This window comes from Aeromonas sp. R4-1 (genome assembly GCF_040908325.1).
In the GTDB taxonomy this organism is placed as follows: domain Bacteria; phylum Pseudomonadota; class Gammaproteobacteria; order Enterobacterales; family Aeromonadaceae; genus Aeromonas; species Aeromonas veronii.
Genome location: NZ_JBFODM010000099.1, coordinates 1 through 17,787 on the forward strand (window position 1 = coordinate 1; position 17,787 = coordinate 17,787).

Below are 17,787 nucleotides of genomic sequence, written 5' to 3' on the forward strand. Positions count from 1 at the left end.
TGATTCAAGGCATTTACGGGAGAAAAAATCGGCTCAAACATGAAGAAATGAAATGACTGCGTCAGCCGAGAAGAATTTCCCCGCTTATTCGCACCCTCCCTAGATCAAATTTTATTTCTCAATAAGTTTCCTATCCTTAGTGAAGCAGTTAATGTAAGCACAGGATGCCAAACAGGATTGTATGATGGATGACCAGATCCTGATTATTGATGATGACGAGCTCTCCCTCCCCGACGCGCAGCAAGCAGGCTGGAGGGTGATGATTGTTGACGATGAACCGGAAGTGCATCGCATTACCAAGATCACTTTAAACAAATTCGAGTTTGACAATCGTCCCATCGAGTTTCTGCATGCCTATTCGGCTGCAGAGGCAAAAAAATTGCTGGCCACCACCCCGGATGTTGCACTGCTGCTGCTGGACGTGGTGATGGAGGTCGATCACGCCGGTCTTGATGTTGTCAAATATGTCCGTGAAGAGCTGCAAAACAAGATGGTACGCATCGTGCTGCGTACCGGCCAACCCGGCCAGGCGCCGGAAGATGACGTGGTGACCAACTACGACATCAACGACTACAAGGATAAAACCGAGCTCACCTCCCAGAAGCTGCGCACCCTGCTGCGTGCCAGCCTGCGCTCTTATCGGGATATCCGCACCCTGGAAAGCAACCGGCAAGGGCTGGAAAAAGTCATCGAAGCCTCCAAGGGGATCTTTGAGAAACGGGCGCTGTGTCAGTTTGTCGAAGGCGCCCAGGAGCAGCTGAGCGCCCTGCTCCATCTGGGGGAAACCCAGATATACGACGTCAAGCAATACGCCTATGAGGTGAAGGATCAAGTATTGGAGCCCCTGCTCCCCGGCCATCCAGCCATGCTCCTCACGGACGCGCCGGAGATCCTGCGCCAGGCCATGAGCAAGCGCAGCAACGTCTATAACGCCACCCAGACGGTGCTCTACTGTCAGAATCCGCGCCACCACCTGCTGTTCCACATCGAGACCACCCGCCAGCTCAGCCAGATCGATACCAGTCTGCTGACGCTGTTTACCGAAAACATCATAGTGGCGCTGGAGAATATCCGGCTCAATGAGGTGATCGCCGACAACCAGCGGGAGATCATCTATCGCATCGGCGAACTGGTCGAAACCCGTTCAAAAGAGTCAGGACTGCACGTCAAACGGGTCGCGCTTTATACCGAACAGTTCTGCCACCTGATGGGCATGAGCGAAGAGCAGAGCGAGCTGGTGAAACGTGCCTCGCCGCTCCATGATATTGGCAAGGTGGGAATTCCCGATGCCATCTTGCACAAGCCGGGCAAGCTGACAGCGGAGGAGTGGGAGATCATGAAAACCCACGCCCAGCTTGGGCAGGATATGCTCTCCGGCAGCGATCTGGCGCTGTTCCAGATTGGTGCCACCATCGCTGGCAATCACCATGAGAAGTGGAATGGCAGTGGCTATCCCCGCGGTCTGAAAGGGACGGATATTCCGCTGGAGGGGCGGATTGTGGCGCTGGCTGATGTGTTCGATGCCCTGGGTTCTGATCGCTGCTACAAGAAGGCGTGGCCGCTGGACAAGGTGCTGGCCCTGATTGAAGAGGAGAAGGGGCAGCATTTCGACCCCCAGCTGGTCGAGCTGATGATGGCCAATCTGGACAAGTTCCTCGAGATCCGCGAGCAGAACAAGGATGTCTATATCGGCGAACACTGATAGCCAGCTTGTTCTGTTTATGAACTCAAAAAAACCGCCCTGCTTATCAGGGCGGTTTTCTATATCCGGCATCACGCCACTTCAGAGCGAGAAGTACGAGGGTTACTGCTCTGGCAGATTGAGATCCAGCTTGGCAGCAGGTTGTCCAGCTTGCTGATTCTCGGCCTGCGCAGCGGCCAGAGCACGCTTCAGGGCACGCCGTTTTTGTATCACCACAAACCCGACCCCACACAAGACCGCCAGCAGCACACCACCACCTGCCAATGCCCAGATCAGCCAGCCCATTTCCTCCTCTGCCGGAGCTTCATGGGTCGCCTCGGCACTGGAGGCCGGTGCGGCGGCCGACACCACCTCTACAGGAGGCGGTGGTGGCGGGAAGACATTGAAGGTTTTCACCGGCAACTCGATTTTCAGCTCACGGCCGAGGCGAGTGGTGCCATAGAGGGTTGCTTTCACCTCATGCTGACCGACCTCCTTGATGTTGGAGAGATCGATATCAAGCTTGGGGTCGCTGGCGGTCTCGCTGAACTCGTAGAGGCCGCCCACATTGCTGGTCACACTCCCCTTGACCACCACGGAAGCAGGATCCAGCTCATCACGGTCGATTAGCAGTGAGAGCTTGGCACCCAGCTCATCCGAAGGCGGCGCCAGGTTATAACTGAACGGATAGGGGTAAAGCAGCACATCCTGATAACGGGCACGGACAAACACCTGATTGCCCGTGCTGAACATGGCGCGGTACTTGCCACCGGGAATATCCTGCAGCGTCACTTCCGCCGTCATGATGCCATCGCCCGGCACTTCGTCGAGCCCCTTGCCATCATCGCGATAGTGGCCAAGTACTTGATCCAGCACGACCTCTTTCTTATCGGCATCGCTGAACGATTGCAGCTTGACGGTCATGCCAAGATCAGAGAGATAGTATTTATCTTTCGGTGGCTGACCATTGATCAGCAACCACGCCTTGAGCTTGACCACCTCCCCCTGATAGAGCTGCATCGGCAGGGCGGCGATATCGAGCCGGATATCGGAGAGAATGCGCACCCGGTTGTCGGGATCCACCTCACCAATCGCCTGCCAGGGGCCCGGCATGGGATTGCGCAGGGTAATGAGATCATGCTCCGGCAGCGCCAGCCAACCCACATCGGCAGGTTTGACCTTGCCCACGTAAAGCTTGCTGCCATCGGGGCGAACCAGGATCACGGATGGGGTGCCCGGCTTGCGCTTGATGATGAAGGTGATCTCCTTCACGCCGTAATCTATGCGAAAGCGGTTATCCAGCAGCGGAATATCGGAAGGGGCAAATACCTCGGTCGCTGTCGCCCCTAGCGAGAGCAACAACAGCAGACCGGCACACCACTTGCTCATTGCCGCCACAGACAACTTCCTCCTTTCTTCTGTACCAGATCCAGTCTCGCCTCGTGCAGGGCCTGAACCTCGGTGCTGGCACGCACCACCTTGAGGGCGGGTCGGTTGCTCTCCAACCGGCGAATACTGGTGTCCTGATTGCTTTCGTTTTCGTTGCTTTCGGTGGCCAGATTGAGTTTGGTCTGGCCGCCGGTCATCAGCAGGTAGACATCCGCCAGGATCTCCGCATCGAGCAAAGCCCCGTGCAGGGTACGATGGGAGTTGTCGATACCGTAACGATCGCACAGCACATCCAGGTTGTTGCGCTTGCCGGGGAAGAGATCCCGCGCCATCGCCAGGGTATCTGTGATGGTGCAGATATCCGCCGTCTTGAAGTTGAGTCCGAGCTTGCTGAACTCGTAGTCCATGAAGCTCACGTCAAACGGCGCGTTGTGGGCAATCAGTTCGGCGCCGCGGATGAAGTCGAGGAATTCGTCGGCGATCTGGCTGAACGACGGTTTGTCACGCAGAAACTCGTCGGTGATACCGTGCACCTGGATCGCTTCCGTGTCAACCAGACGATCAGGCTTGATATAGACGTGATAGTGGTTACCGGTCAGCTTGCGGTTGATCACCTCCACACAGCCGATTTCGATAATGCGGTGCCCCAGATAGACAGGGCCACCCGCCGTATTCATACCTGTGGTTTCAGTATCCAGAATGATCTGGCGATTCAGTTGGGGTGTGTTCATGATCCAATCTATGTCAAACTTCGGCTTTACTTACTCGCTAGTTTACCCCAAGCCTCATGTTAAAACAGATTGATTGCTCATGTTAAAACAGATTGATGTCTATACCGACGGCTCCTGCCTCGGCAATCCGGGCCCGGGTGGTTACGGGGCCGTGATGGTCTACGGCAAGCACCGCAAAGAGATTTCCGCCGGATTCAAGTTGACCACCAATAACCGGATGGAGCTGATGGCCGCCATCATGGGGCTGCGCACCCTCAACGAACCGTGCAAGGTGCGCCTCACCACCGACAGCCAGTATGTCCGCCAGGGGATCACCCAGTGGATCATCGGCTGGAAGAAGAAAGGGTGGATGACCGCCAACCGGCAACCGGTCAAAAACGTCGATCTCTGGAAGGAGCTGGATGCGGAAGTGGGTCGCCACCAGATTGAGTGGCTCTGGGTGAAGGGTCACTCCGGCCACCCGGAGAACGAACGGTGCGACGAGCTGGCCAGAGAGGCCGCCTGCGGCAAGGATCTGGCCGAGGATACCGGCTACCAGCCCTGACGGGCCATTCCCGGTGTGGCGAGGGATTTTGGCAGTTGCCAGCGCCGCCGCACCGGGATCAGTGGAAAGCGCCGTTTACGGGCCGCAATCACGTATACCGATGCAAATGCCCTGCAATAATCCCGCCCGATACTCTCCCGCCACCAACTGTGCCAGCTCTGTTTACCCATAAACGAGTAACCAAAGCGCTCGTCGAACATCACCTCGCATCCTAACAGATGCAACCAGTCCGTCACCCGCCCCGGGGTGAACATCCGTGCCGACCAGGGCACCTTCCGCCGCAAAAAAGGGATGCAATGGCCGATGCCCACCAGACTCATGGGGTTATAACCACTAATGATCAGCCAGCCATCGTCGGTCAGCACTCTTTCGGCTTCGCGCAACACTTGGTGGGGATCGGCGGAGAAATCAAGGCAGTGAGCCAGCAGGCAGGCATCGACGCTGCCGGTCCGCACCGGCAGATCGAGGGGATCGCCATACATGTCGAGCAACCGCCCGCCGGGGGCGACCCCGATCTGGTGACGAATGGAGGAGCGTTTGCAGGAGAGTTCAGCGCTCAGAGCGCCAATTTTCAGCAGATGATACCCAAACAGATTGGGACACCAGTTGTCGAGCCGATCCTGGATCTCGGCCGCCACCCAGTCCCCCATAGGCAACGCGGACCAGCTGGTCGGGATCTCGATTTGTTGTTCGGTACGTGCCACCTGCATAATAGGGCTCAACTCGCGGTTTCGAACGCCATCCTGTTATATAAGATACCCTCCCTAAAGAGAAGCAGACTCATGTATCCAGTGATCACAGTTCCTGCCTTTAATGACAACTACATCTGGTTGATTAGACACGAAAATCACTGTCTGGTTGTCGACCCGGGCGAAGCGGCCCCCGTGCTGGAGCGGCTCGCGGCGCTGGGGCTGGTGCTCGATGCCATCCTCCTGACCCACCATCATCACGACCATGTGGGCGGGGTTGGCGAACTGCTCGAACAGTTCCCCCATGCCCGGCTATATGGCCCCAAACTTGACCCCATGCCAGCCCACCATGGCCAGTGGCTGGAGGATGGCGATCAGATCAACTGGCACGGTCTTGCTCTCGAGGTGATCCATGTGCCCGGCCATACCCGCGGCCATATCGCCTACCATGGCAGCGGCATGCTCTTTTGCGGTGACACCCTCTTCTCGGCCGGTTGTGGTCGCCTCTTTGAAGGGACACCGGAGCAGATGTATCACTCGCTGCAACGGCTCGCCGCACTGCCCGATGACACCCTCATCTATTGTGCCCACGAATACACTCTGTCAAACCTGCGCTTCGCCTACGCAGTCGAGCCGGACAACCCGGCGATCCGTGATCAGATCGGGCTGATCAGCAAACTGCGGCAACAGGGGCTGCCAAGCCTGCCCAGCCGACTGGGGGATGAGCGCAGGTTTAATGTTTTTCTGCGCTGCGAACAGGATTCAGTGAAATTTTCTGCTGAAAAGCATGGGCTAAAATGCGTGGAAAATCCGGTAGATACCTTCACCATCCTGCGTCAGTGGAAGGACGTTTTTTGAACAAACCTTGATCAGGGGGCCATTGCCCCTTATGATGCGAGCTGTTTTTCCTAAAAATGACCGGAACGAGATGAAGGTACGAACGGCCTTATTGGCAGCGCTGTTGCTCAGCGGCTGCCAAAACCTGAGCCATCAGGATGACCGGGCGCTAACGGCAATCGAGCCGATCAAGTCCCCCCAGGTCAAGAAAAAAGCGCATAAAAAACACTCTTCCCATTTCCTGTTTGGCGATGAACAGCTGGACGAAATGGAAGATACGGACAATCTGTGGGTGCGTATCAGCGATGATATGCAACTGGAAACTCCGGACAACCCGCGCATCCGCCAGCAACGTGAGTGGCTGTTGCGCAATGATAAGCATCTGGCGACCATTGCCAGCCGGGCTGAACCCTACCTCTATCTGATGGTAGAGGAGATTGAACGGCGTGAGCTACCAATGGAGCTTATTACTGTCCCGATGATCGAGAGCATGTTTGATCCTCATGCCCGATCCCGCAGCAATGCCGTCGGACTCTGGCAGTTTGTGCCAGCGACAGGCAGAAACTTCGGCCTGCGCCACGACAACTGGTATGACGGACGGCGCGATGTGCTGGCCTCCACCAATGCGGCGCTCGACTATCTGGAGTACCTGAACCGCTTCTTCGACGGTGACTGGCTGCAGACGCTGGCCGCCTACAATGCCGGGGAAGGACGGGTTCGCAACGCCATCCAGCGTAACCAGCGCGCAGGCAAACCGACCGACTACTGGTCGCTCGATCTGCCCCGCGAAACCCGGATGTATGTGCCCAAGATCCTCGCCATGGCTGACATGATCAGCAATGCGGACAAGTACAATATCCAGTTGCCGGTGCTCGCCAACGAGCCGAAGCTGCGAGTGGTGGAGACCGGCAGCCAGATCGATCTGAATGTGGCCGCCCAACTGGCAGGTCTGCGCACCTCACAGCTCAAGGAGGTCAATCCGGCCCTGAGCCGTGGTGTGATGTCGCCCCGTGGCCCTTACCGCCTGCTGGTACCGGTAGAATATGCCGATACCCTGGAGCTGGCACTGGCCGATCTGCCCAAGAGCGAGCGTATTCGTACCCGCTCCTATCAGGTCACCAGTGGCGATACCCTGTCGCGCATCGCCCAGAATCATGGCGTCAGCGTGAGTGAGCTGAAGCTGGCCAACAATCTGCGCAGCAACAACCTGCGTCGCGGTCAGCAACTGGTGATCCCGACCCACGGTCAGGTCAGCAGCAAGGCCAGCTCCGCCAGCAAACCGCAACAGCTGGCAAGCCGTGGCAGCAGCCAGAAGGCCAAAGTCAGTTACAAGGTGCGCTCGGGTGACAACCTGTGGAGCATCAGCCAGGCACACGGCGTCTCCCACGAAGAGCTCGCCAAGTGGAATGGTCTGAATGCCAAGTCGGCGCTCAAGCCAGGCATGAAGCTAGTGGTCTATCCCAAGCAAGGGAAGAAGAGCGACAAATCGATGGTGTATCAGGTTCGCCGTGGCGACTCCATCTCCTCCATCGCGGCTCGCTTCCAGGTGGCCATCAACGATGTGATGCGCTGGAATCAGCTGGATAAAGGGGATTACCTCAAGCCCGGTCAGGAGCTGACCCTGTTTGTGAAGAACAACAGCTAAACCTCACCGCTTGAACCCGATAAAAAACGGGGCCAGTCATCTGACTGGCCCCGTTTTTTATTACTGCGGCTAACCGCTGCTGTGTCTGAGCCACCGACTAAAACAATGGCTTGGCGCCGCCTGCGGATGCATCACCGCTCTGCAGGCAAAACTATCACCGCTATTCCCAGAGCCTTGTCGGCACCACCATCAGCACGGTGCGCTGACCGATCGCCACATTGGCATTGGGGAAGACCAACGCCTCACGCGGCTTCTCGACTGTGTAACGCAGCTCACCATCCTCGGCCAGCACGAACCCTTGGGGGAATTCGGTGAAGTTGTCCACATCGCTGGCGAACAGGAAGCGAAAGTCCGCCGATTTCTTGGTGATCACCCGATCGATGGCAAACAGGGTGAAATCATCCGCCCGCCACGGCTCCAGCGCCACCTCATCCTGAGTGATCAGCTCCTGCAGCGCTTGGCGGGTTTCGATAAAGCGGGTCATATCGTTCTCGCCAAACGGGCGCACCTTGCCCAACTCCACCGTAAAGGCGTGGGCACCATGCTGGCGGGAGCTGTAGTAGCTGAAGGTCGTGGTCGGGCTGGCGGAGAGCAGTATGGTACGCACCCCGCAGGCGCCGAGGAACTGCACCTGCTCGCGGCAGTGAGGCCGCTCGTGGGGGAAGGGGTAGACGGCAAACTTCTCGTGGCGCGAACCGCGAATGGCGGTGTGCAGGTCGTAGTGGTAACGGGGACGAGCCGGATCGGCAAAGAAGCGGCTCACATACTGCTCAAGGCGCATGGCGCGGATCCGCTCCCGATTGCACAGCCCCTCCCCCTTGCTGTGTGCACCGGAGAAGAGCCGGTTCATGTTCTCCTCCACCTCCCGCAGCCCCAGATTCATCGCCGCCGGATTGCCAAACAGGAACAGCACCCGATGGCGGGCGCTCAGCTCGCCTGAGAGCAGACGACTCAGCAGCTGGTTGCAGATCTCGATGGGAGCGGTCTCGTTGCCGTGGATGCCGCAGGAGAGGACGATATCCTTGCGTCCTCCCGGCTGGTCGTCCGTGCCACTGGCAGGCTCCAGACAGAGCACGCCCGTATCCCAGACGCTGACCCGCGCACCATCGGGCAGGGCAAATTCAAAGGGCTCAAGCTGCCACTCATGGCTGCGGGTCAAGGCCAAAAAATCGTGCTGGGGAATCATCGTCTCACCCTCTCGCTCTGGAATACTATGGCCGGATTATACGCAAGGCATCGCGGCTTAAAATCGTTTTTTAAACAAATTCAAACATTAACGATACAAGTGTGATAACACTCGGACGATGACAGCAATGACAGTAGCGATGTGGAATAAAAAGAGGAGAGGAAAAAGGATCAACAAATAACAGGGGGAAAACGGGGGGAGATAAAACAGACAATGACAGACCTGGCGGCTGGTCCCCACAGGGGCAGAACAGCAAACGACTCAGCAGAAAAACAAGGCATCCATGCCCGGCAGATCAACCACGCCAGAAAGGCTTGGTGGTCTCTTGATAACGGTCAGCTTCGTTCAGGCCGATGTCTTTAAGCAGGTACTCGGGCAGCTCGGAGAGCTGGCGACGGCTGCGGCTGCGCTCCAGCCAGGTCAGAACGGTCATTTTAACGCGAGCAACCAGATTCAATTGGCTGGAATGCTGGTAACCGGTTTCGGTATAAGTCATGTTGGCCATGATGTGGCTCCTCTGAATATTTGTTTACGCACTGGGCTTTATTTGATGCGCAAAGCTTAGTCAGGGAGCAGGGCCGACTCAATTGACGAATTTTGATACGTTACATTAGGAAAACTAATAGTAAAAAACTGACTGATACAATTTTAATACTTTGATTTATAAAGAATAATTAAGTCACTATTCGACCATCAACGGCCCGCAGCATATTGTGCTGCATGGCACCACCTTACATATGCAATTTACCGCATTGCCTATGCACTCGCCAATGGATGCGCCATTGGTGGCAACCCCGTCATTACATTCGATTGTTAATTTGTCGATCTATTTGCGATCTTAAATTAACGCAATGAAACATAAAACAAACTTACTTTTCCTCCCGCGCAGCTCCCTCAATGACGACCCAAAAACGCCCCTCTTGGCGCGCAACCGGCATACTGGTATGGTTATTTATACAGTAGTTTATTCCCCTGCCCTGACGCCATCGTTTATGCCGTCAGCGGCGGATGAAACCACAGGATCATCGATGGATACCTTTACCCCGACCGCCGCCCTGCGTCAACAGATGGCCGCCATTGAAGCCGCTCTCAACCAGCTGGCCGATCTGCTTTGCCAGCTCGAGCTGCAGGAGGCCCATGTCTATCCTCTCCCCCCGGTGCCACAGGGGGAAGAACACGACCCGATCGAGCAAATTGAGGTGGACTATCTCAACGGTGAAGCCGCGCTGGCGGACACCCTCGCCGCTTATCGGGACCACAGCGCCCGTCCCGGCTGCTCCACCAAGGCGACTCATCGGCTGCCCGGCTGGTTGCGCTTTCCTGCTGCCGCAGCCCCCTTGCTACAACCGCTGATCGACCAAATCAACCAGCACAAGCTCGATTTCAAGGCGCTGGTGCAGCAGGCGGGGGGACGGGACGAGAAGTTCGAGCTGGTACATACCGCCCTGCCCGGCGTGATCACCTTGCAGGTCTACCGCAAACTGACCCTGTTGGCGGGGGAGCTGCAATCCCTCGGCTTTACTTGGGCCGACAAGCAGACCATCAATCGCCTCAGTCGCGAACAGGTACTGGAGATGCTGGAGCGCAGCCGCCGCTACATACCGGCCCTCTCCAACAACGAGGAGTGGAGCAAGATGGTGGATCAGGAGGTGTATGACATTCGCCGTCTGCCGGCCGATGCCGAGCTGCGGATCCGCCGCCCGGTCAAGACCCACCCGATGATCAACCTGCTCTGGCTGGAGCGCACCCCGCGCAAGCAGCAGATCAAGGCGAGCCTGCCTCTGCTGCTCTGCTCCGATACCCCGCCCGCGGTCACCCATCTGGGCAACTATCCCCCCAAGAGCCGGCAGGCGCGGCGAGATCGCAAGATTGGCGGTGAGCCCATCATCGAGCGGCTGCACCTCTATCTCTATCAGGGGTGACTGGATCAGGGATAGCTGGTTCAGGGATAACCGGGCCGCCTTGCCGCGATAAACGAAGTATCCCGCATCTGCATCCCAAACGAGAAAGGGGAGAACATCTCTGAACGTTCTCCCCTTTTCTGTCTCGATAGACGGTATGTAAGGCGGCGTCGCCAATCAGCTCATCAGCAGGGCCCGCAGGCTCTCCACATCCAGCCCGCGCACCTCGGACTGGCCGCTCAGCAACCCATCGGCCAGCGCCCGCTTCTCGTCGTGCAGGGCGACAATCTTCTCCTCCACCGTCTGCTCGCACACCAGCCGGTACACGGTCACCGGCTGGGTCTGGCCCATCCGGTGCGCCCGATCGCTCGCCTGATCTTCCACCGCCGGGTTCCACCAGGGATCGAGGTGCAGCACGGTATCGGCCTGGGTGAGGTTGAGGCCGGTCCCCCCCGCCTTGAGGCTGATGAGGAACAGCGGCACCTCCTCATGACGAAAACGCAGGATGGAGTCCTGACGGGACTTGGCGGAGCAGCCCCCATCCAGATAGCAGTAGTCCCAGGACTTCTGCTCGATGCGGGCTCGCAGCAGGCTCAGCAGATCGACAAACTGGCTGAACACCAGCACCCGATGACCGCCGTCGATCGCCTCCTCCAGCAATGCCATCGCCTCGTCCAGCTTGCTGCTGGTTTGCGACCACTCGGGCATCACCAGCTCCGGCGAGCAGCAGAGTCGGCGCAGCCGAGTCAGGCCGCTCAGCACATGCATCAGGGCGCGGCCATCGGCGCTCTGCACCTGCTGCACCACTTCCCGCCGAGTCGCCTCGTAGAGCTGGCGCTCTTCGGGGGAGAGGCTGATGTGGTGGATGATCTCGGTCTTGTCCGGCAGCTCGGTCAGCACCTGCTGCTTGAGGCGGCGCAGGATGAAGGGGCTGATCACCGCCCGCAGCAAGGCCATGTGCTGGGGATCCTTGACCGCCTTGCCAAAGCGACGCTTGAACTCACCAAGGCTGCCGAGCAGCCCCGGGTTGATAAAGGTAAAGAGGCTCCACAACTCTCCCAGATGGTTTTCGATGGGGGTGCCGGAGAGGGCGAGGCGAAAATCGCCGTCGAGCTGGAACAGCAGCTTGGCGCGCTGGGTACCGGCGTTTTTGATCTGCTGCGCCTCATCGAGCACCATACTGGACCAGCGGCGGGACTTGAGCGCCTCCGCCAGGCTGCCGAGCATGCCGTAGTTGATGAGGATCACCTGACCGGCCTTGGCCTCGCGAATCATCCCCTCCCGCTCGGCCGGGTTCTCGAACACCACCACATCCAGTTCGGGGGCAAAACGAGTCACCTCCTCCTGCCAGTTGGTGACCACTGACTTGGGTACTACCACCAGCGCAGGGCCAAGGTGCTGGCGCATCCGCAGCACGATAAGCGCCTGCAGCGTCTTGCCCAGACCCATGTCATCGGCCAGACAGGCACCAAAACCGTGATGGGCCAGGGTCGCCATCCAGCGCACCCCCTCTTTCTGATAGTCCCGCAGGGAGGTAAGCAGCTCGTCCGGGCACTCGACCTCCTGCTGCCACTCCTGCTGCAGGGATTGCCACGCCGCATCCCCTTCGGTGGTAATGACCGAGAGCAGACGAGTGAGCGGATAGGCCAGCTTGTTGTTGATCCGCTGCTCTTCATCGAGCATGGCCCCCAGCATGGTGAGCCGCTCCACTAGCTTGTCGCTCAGCATCAGGCTGGTCTTCTCGTCGAGCTGAACGGTGCGCTGCCCCGGGGTCATCTGGCGCAGAATAAGGCGCAGGTCGAGGATCTGGTGCTCATCGAGGGCCAGTGCCCCTTCGACCTGGAACCAGTCCTGCCGCCGCTCGATGCGCAGGCTCAGAGCCGCTTCATCAAGGCTCTTGAGGCGGGCGCTGTCCTGATGCCAGTGAATGACCACACCGGCATCCACCAGCTCGGGCAGGGCATTGACCAGCGCCAGCGCCTGCTCCCCCTGCAGTAGCCACTCGCTGCCGGGCAGGCCGATGGGCAATTGATTGCGCAGCAACTGGGCCTGCAGCTTCTCGGCCCCGAGATCCCGCTGCCAGTAGTGGTACGCCTTGATCCCCTGCCGCACGATCGCCTCCCCCTTGCCAAGGGGCTGGGGCGGCAGATCCTCAAAGCGGGTCACCAGCTTGACCGACAGCTGACCATCCTGCCAATCCAGTTGCACCGAAGGAATGCCCGGCCAGGGAGCCAGTTCGGCGTTGCCGCTAAGCCCCGCAACCTGACTGTGCCAAGGCAACTCGGGAATGGCGTCCAGCGTGCGTTGCAGCTCGGCCAGCCCTTCGGCGGGCAGTAGCGGGATGGATTCGAGCGCTGGCAAGCGGTCGAGCAGCGGCTGCGGGGTGAGGATCAGCTGCCACAGATCCTGCGCCAGCGGCATGATATGGGCCCCGCGGGCGGCCGCATCGGGGCAGAGCTGCGCGCTCATCCCCTGCTCGGTGGCCACCACCTGCAGCAGGGGAGCGCTGATAGCCAGTTGCAGCTTCTGCCCCTTGGCGTTGAACAAGCGGGGGTGATCGGCCAGCGGCGCCCAGACATCCCGCGGCAGTCGTCCCATCACCCGTGGCAGGGTGCGAACCAGTGCCCAGTCATGCTCGTCGAGCATGGCGGCATACTGGGTAGAGAGCAGGGCCGGATCGACCCGGCGACCGGCAGTCCACTCCCCCTTGGTGCTCAGCTTCTGGATCTTGCACTCCAGCTCGGGGCCCTCGGCATGGAGCAGCCACACCAACCGCTCCTGCGGCTTGCGCACGCCACTGGAGCGTCCCAGCCCCTGCAACCAGTTGAGCCAGCTGGCAGAGGCCGCGGTTTTATCCTCGTCCCCGTCATCATCCTGCTCATCACTGCCCTCTTGCGCACTCTCCTCACTGCCGCGCAGTTGGCACAAGGGCGCCCCTTTGGCCACCTCGCCCAACAAGATGCGCAGCAGATCCTGACAAAATGCCATCAGGCGATGATGGGGCTCGGCATCGAGCAGATGGGAGAGATCCCACTTGTGCAACATGGCCACCTGCGGGCTCTGGGCACCGTGACGGGCCAGCGCGCAGAGATCGAGCCAGAGATAGCCCCAGTGGAGCTCCTCCACCGGCAGTTGCAGGGTATCGAACAAGCCGACCGCCTGACCGTGTCGATCGCCCGTCCACTGGCTGAGCAGGTCGGCAAGCAGGGGGAACTGGCCAGTCAGACTGCGCTGCCACTTCTTGCGCTGTTCGCTGGCGATGACGGGATCGGCCTGCTGCAACCAGCCAAGCCAGAGCAGGGCGCTGAATGAACGGGGCCACTGGCCCGCCTCACCCTCATCGGTTGCCTGCCACTGGCCCAGCGCGGTGAGCAGTCGCTCGCCAAGCGGGCCGCTCTGGCTCTGCTGGGCCAGCGCCTGCAGGGCTGGCCAGCCGGGGGCGGCATCCTGGTCCTCGCCGGTTGGCGATGTGCTCTCGCCATCCCCGCAGAGCCAGCGCCACTCCGCCTCGAAATCTTTGGCCTGGGCTTGCACCTCGGGGGCGCAGCGCACCAGCGCATTGGCCAACGGCCAGCGCTCTTCATAGGGGGCATCAAGCAGCAGTTGCAGCGAGAAGTGCTCCAGCAGCAGTTGCTGCCAGGCGGGGCTGGAGCCCGCCAGCAACTGGTGAGCATCCGGGGTGTCGAGCAGGGTCAGCAGATCGCTGGCCGAGAAATAGGTCGGGATCTCCCCCGCCTTGCCGCGGCAGAGCTCGCGCACTACCGCATGGGTGAGATCCTGCCCGGTCAACGAGGGCACCCGGCTCCAGTCCGGCGCAGGGCAAAGACCGGCACGCACCCCCAGGATCAGCGCCAGCGTCCCCTCGGCGGTCAGGCTCCACTGCTGCTCCCCGCGCAATCTGACCAGCCCCGCATCCTGCAGTCGGGTCAGTTTATCGATCAGGGCATGGCCCATCGCCAGTTGATCTTGCAGCAAACGGGTACTGGCGACGCGCTGCAATTGCAGGGTGGCGAGCAGGGCATAACTATCCGAAGAGAGGGTGGACGCAGACATCAAGACTCACGGGCAAGTGCAAAAGCGGAATTTTAACGGTAAAGCGCCAGCGGCTCGACCCTTTACCGTGAAATAACTCAAAAAAAAACGGCCATCCATGATGACCGTCGAAAGTAACGAAGGAAATAGCCGGATCATCCGGTTACCTCCCACAGCGGGAAAATCGGGAGCGCAAGCCCCTAATTCGTGGAGCCAATGCTAGAGGTTGGCGCCCGAAAAAGCTTTGAAGCGGATCACAGTTGAAAAGGATTTCTGAAAACGGTTTCAATTTTTGACAACAAAAAACCATGCTTTAAGCGCCAAATAAGCCATCCCCAGCCACCCTGCTCACCCGGAACAGGCCGCAATAATGGATACCCGCTCCGGGTATCAAGCGAACATGTCACCTCGCGTCAGGTGGCCACCTATCTCCTGCCACGACACAGTAAACAGGTCATGGCATCCATACCGTGGTTACATAAAGAAGAAGGGGCATAAAGAAAAAGCCCAACCTATTCAACAAGTTGGGCTTGGTATGTGGCGGAGAGACAGGGATTCGAACCCTGGGTGGCATTGCTGCCACAATTGATTTCGAGTCAATCCCGTTCGGCCACTCCGGCATCTCTCCGTGGGGAGAGAGTTTTACCCAAGCAGGGCCGAGGATGCAATAAAAATTTGTTATATATCAAATGGCTGAATCAGATATCTGGGAGCAGGCTCACATTGCGGCATCGGCTGCTCACTGTGACAGAATGCTTGGAATAGACAAGCTCGCCCTTCCCATACGCCGAGCGTGCGTTCTCATGCAACGGTGATCATCGCTAACCGCGTTCAGGGGGCCTTGCCTCACATAGAGCCCTTGCGCCAAACACATTCGTCAAATCGTCAAGTCACCCAGCATCCACCCGACACGGGACCTGCTCACATACCGGGCCATTCTCCCTGTCGTGATACTCGCACACCATCATGTTGCGCCGTTTTCCCAGCTTGGCGGTCAAACATAGTGGAGAGGCCGATTTTGGCCGGTTTCCTATGTATCCCCACACCGTTGCGGGTGCGAGGCAAGCTGGTAATCATGGGCTGATTGAGGAACAATCGCGCCATCCTGGCGGCACTGTTGATGATGCGCAGCCCCGATTGAACTGATGGATCTCCCTATGCGATTGCCGAAACTCATGTCCCTCTCCTTAACGCCCGCCCTCTCCCTGCTGCTGGCTGCGACCCTGCTCTGCACCGCGCCCGTGCAGGCCAAGCGCTACCCGCTGCCGCCGGCCGAAAGCCGCCTCATTGGCGAGCTGGAGGATTACATCATCCAGCAGGATGAGCATCTTGAGCTGGTTGGCAAACATACCCAGATTGGTTTTTTGGCGCTGCTTGAGGCAAATCCCGGTGTAGACCCCTATTTACCCAAGCCGGGCACCCGCTTGACACTGCCCACCCAGATGCTGCTGCCCGATGTGCCGCGCGAGGGGATCGTCATCAATCTGCCGGAGCTGCGGCTCTACTACTTCCCCAAAGGCAAGAGCGAGGTGATTGTGCTGCCGATCGGGATTGGTGACATCGGCCGCGAAACGCCGGAGATGACCACCACCGTTATCGAGAAGAATCCGGACCCGACCTGGGTGCCCGGCCCCATGGTGCGCAAATCCTGGCGGGAGCAAAAAGGGATCACCCTGCCCGCCGTGGTGCCTCCCGGCCCGGACAACCCCCTCGGCAAGTTCGCCATGCGCCTTGGTTATGGCAAGCGCGACTACCTGATCCACGGCACCAACAAGGATTTTGGCGTTGGCCTGCGGGTGAGCGCTGGCTGCATCCGGCTGCGACCGGACGATATCGAGGCCCTGTTCAAGATTGTGCCGATCGGCACGCAGGTGCGGGTCATCAACCAACCGGTCAAAGTGGCCATCGAGCCGGATGGTCGCCGCTGGCTGGAAGTACACTCCCCGCTCTCCCGCACCGAAGAAGAGCTTGAAAATGGCGCCCCGCTGGTGCTGTCACCGGCCATAGAGAGCTTTATCAGGGCAGCTGACGTGATGCAGGATGAGGTGACTGCGGCGCTGGAGAGCAAAAATGGCCTGCCCCGCCCCATCAGCAGCTAACTCATCAGCACCTGCACCATACCGGAGTTGCCTTACGTCATGAAATACCTGCCTCTCATACTCATGGTGGTCTGCCCCCCCCTGTGGGCAAAAGACATTCTCTGGATGAACAATGGCGATCGTCTGACCGGCACCATTGAAGAGATCGGCGAGGAGTCGGTGCGCATCGCCCTGCCCTACAGCGGCACTGTGACCGTCAAGCGGGAGGCCATCAAGCGCTGGCGGCTGGAGAAGCAGGATAAACCCAAGGCGACCGCCAAAGGGGGGATCACGCTGTTCAAGGATGAGCAGGATGAGCGCAACGCTTGGCTCTGGAGCGGCAGCGGCGATCTCAATGTCAAACTCAAGCACAATGACAAACAGACCAACAACGTCAACTTCAAGGGCAATACCGAGGTGGCCAATCTGGATTGGCGTTACACACTCTCTGGCGAATACACCTACGAAACCTCCGACAGCATCACCGATAGCCACGACTACAAGCTGAATCCAACCCTTGACTACTTTTTCGACCAGCACTGGTTTCTACGCAACTCGCTCAATGCAGAATATGACATGCTCGCCGACAACTACCTCAAGCTCGACTATGGCTCGGGGCCCGGCTATCGCTTCTGGAATGACAAGCAAAGACGGCTGGAGCTGATTGCCCAGGGGGGCGTTCAGCGCGCCTATTTCCGCAGTGACAGCTGGGCAGGAGGGGCGTGGTTTGATTCGCGCATTATCAGCTATCCGTTCGGTAGCCTGAGCTGGGATTACCGCCAGCCACTGTTGTTCTGGCAACAACGGCTTGAATTATTCAGCAAAGGTTCTTACCTCAAGTATTTGGCGCAATCCTCCCCCTATATCACGCTGCATCAGGATGTGATGGGTAGCATAGGCCTGCGCTACTACTTTAACGATCACCTGCGCCTCTCCTGGTCGAGTGAAATGGAGTGGGAAGATGCGGATTTGCACCAGCCCGATAACGAGCAGTCATTAAGCAAGACCGAACTTCGCCACTTGCTTAGTCTGGGCGCCAGTTTCTGAGTCAACCGCAAACAGAAAAAGGAGCCA

Annotated in this window: 13 protein-coding genes and 1 tRNA gene; 7 read left to right on the forward strand and 7 right to left on the reverse strand. The window is 58.8% G+C overall.

Going from position 1 to position 17,787, the window contains the following annotated elements; genetic code table 11:
* Positions 1–184: 184 nt before the first annotated feature.
* Positions 185–1,702, forward strand: coding sequence for an HD domain-containing phosphohydrolase (locus tag AB5Y90_RS19430; RefSeq protein WP_201951353.1), 1,518 nt, complete (start codon positions 185–187; stop codon positions 1,700–1,702).
* A gap of 102 nt (positions 1,703–1,804) precedes the next feature.
* Here AB5Y90_RS19430 and AB5Y90_RS19435 read toward each other — a convergent pair whose 3' ends face one another.
* Positions 1,805–3,070, reverse strand: a complete 1,266-nt coding sequence (locus AB5Y90_RS19435; RefSeq protein WP_307896832.1) for a TIGR03503 family protein — start codon at positions 3,068–3,070, stop codon at positions 1,805–1,807.
* The gene (gene dnaQ / locus AB5Y90_RS19440) at positions 3,067–3,801 is read right to left on the reverse strand and encodes a DNA polymerase III subunit epsilon (protein WP_307896476.1); all 735 of its coding nucleotides are present in this window, start codon (positions 3,799–3,801) and stop codon (positions 3,067–3,069) included. Before dnaQ ends, AB5Y90_RS19435 begins: the two co-directional genes overlap by 4 nt.
* Before the next feature lie 79 nt (positions 3,802–3,880).
* Here dnaQ and rnhA point away from each other — a divergent pair, with 79 nt between their 5' ends.
* Positions 3,881–4,345 (forward strand): ribonuclease HI, encoded by a 465-nt coding sequence (rnhA, locus tag AB5Y90_RS19445; RefSeq protein WP_005353268.1) that lies wholly within the window; start codon positions 3,881–3,883, stop codon positions 4,343–4,345.
* On the opposite strand, the gene AB5Y90_RS19450 is transcribed toward rnhA, so the two are convergent.
* Positions 4,333–5,055 carry a methyltransferase domain-containing protein gene (locus AB5Y90_RS19450; RefSeq protein ID WP_307896475.1) on the reverse strand — a complete coding sequence of 241 codons (723 nt, stop codon included), beginning with the start codon at positions 5,053–5,055 and terminating at the stop codon, positions 4,333–4,335. The two genes, rnhA and AB5Y90_RS19450, sit on opposite strands and share 13 nt — an antisense overlap.
* A 72-nt stretch (positions 5,056–5,127) precedes the next feature.
* Between AB5Y90_RS19450 and gloB the strand changes: the two genes are divergently transcribed.
* Both gloB and AB5Y90_RS19460 read left to right on the forward strand, forming a co-directional pair.
* Entirely contained in the window at positions 5,128–5,892 is a 765-nt protein-coding gene (gene gloB / locus AB5Y90_RS19455) for a hydroxyacylglutathione hydrolase (protein WP_307896474.1), read from the forward strand.
* Positions 5,893–5,962: 70 nt separating this feature from the next.
* On the forward strand, positions 5,963–7,516 hold the full coding sequence (locus AB5Y90_RS19460) for a LysM peptidoglycan-binding domain-containing protein (protein ID WP_058055865.1): 1,554 nt from the start codon (positions 5,963–5,965) through the stop codon (positions 7,514–7,516).
* 160 nt (positions 7,517–7,676) lie between these two features.
* Here the strand turns inward: AB5Y90_RS19460 and astE are convergent, their stop codons facing one another.
* Entirely contained in the window at positions 7,677–8,702 is a 1,026-nt protein-coding gene (gene astE / locus AB5Y90_RS19465) for a succinylglutamate desuccinylase (RefSeq protein WP_307896473.1), read from the reverse strand.
* Between the two features lie 295 nt (positions 8,703–8,997).
* A complete protein-coding gene (locus tag AB5Y90_RS19470) occupies positions 8,998–9,207 on the reverse strand; it encodes a DUF1127 domain-containing protein (RefSeq protein WP_005337823.1) in 210 nt (69 codons plus the stop codon).
* 523 nt (positions 9,208–9,730) lie between these two features.
* Between AB5Y90_RS19470 and AB5Y90_RS19475 the strand changes: the two genes are divergently transcribed.
* Positions 9,731–10,624 carry a DNA replication terminus site-binding protein gene (locus tag AB5Y90_RS19475; protein WP_307896472.1) on the forward strand — a complete coding sequence of 298 codons (894 nt, stop codon included), beginning with the start codon at positions 9,731–9,733 and terminating at the stop codon, positions 10,622–10,624.
* A 156-nt stretch (positions 10,625–10,780) separates the two neighbouring features.
* Here AB5Y90_RS19475 and AB5Y90_RS19480 read toward each other — a convergent pair whose 3' ends face one another.
* Positions 10,781–14,656 carry an SNF2-related protein gene (locus AB5Y90_RS19480; RefSeq protein WP_368167580.1) on the reverse strand — a complete coding sequence of 1,292 codons (3,876 nt, stop codon included), beginning with the start codon at positions 14,654–14,656 and terminating at the stop codon, positions 10,781–10,783.
* A gap of 517 nt (positions 14,657–15,173) precedes the next feature.
* Positions 15,174–15,263 (reverse strand) — tRNA-Ser (locus AB5Y90_RS19485).
* Positions 15,264–15,792: 529 nt separating this feature from the next.
* Here AB5Y90_RS19485 and AB5Y90_RS19490 point away from each other — a divergent pair.
* Together AB5Y90_RS19490 and AB5Y90_RS19495 are read left to right on the forward strand one after the other, a co-directional pair.
* Positions 15,793–16,734 (forward strand): L,D-transpeptidase family protein, encoded by a 942-nt coding sequence (locus tag AB5Y90_RS19490; RefSeq protein WP_307896459.1) that lies wholly within the window; start codon positions 15,793–15,795, stop codon positions 16,732–16,734.
* Between the two features lie 39 nt (positions 16,735–16,773).
* Positions 16,774–17,760: a DUF481 domain-containing protein gene (locus tag AB5Y90_RS19495; RefSeq protein ID WP_307896458.1), complete on the forward strand. Its 987-nt coding sequence runs from the start codon at positions 16,774–16,776 to the stop codon at positions 17,758–17,760.
* Positions 17,761–17,787: the final 27 nt, after the last annotated feature.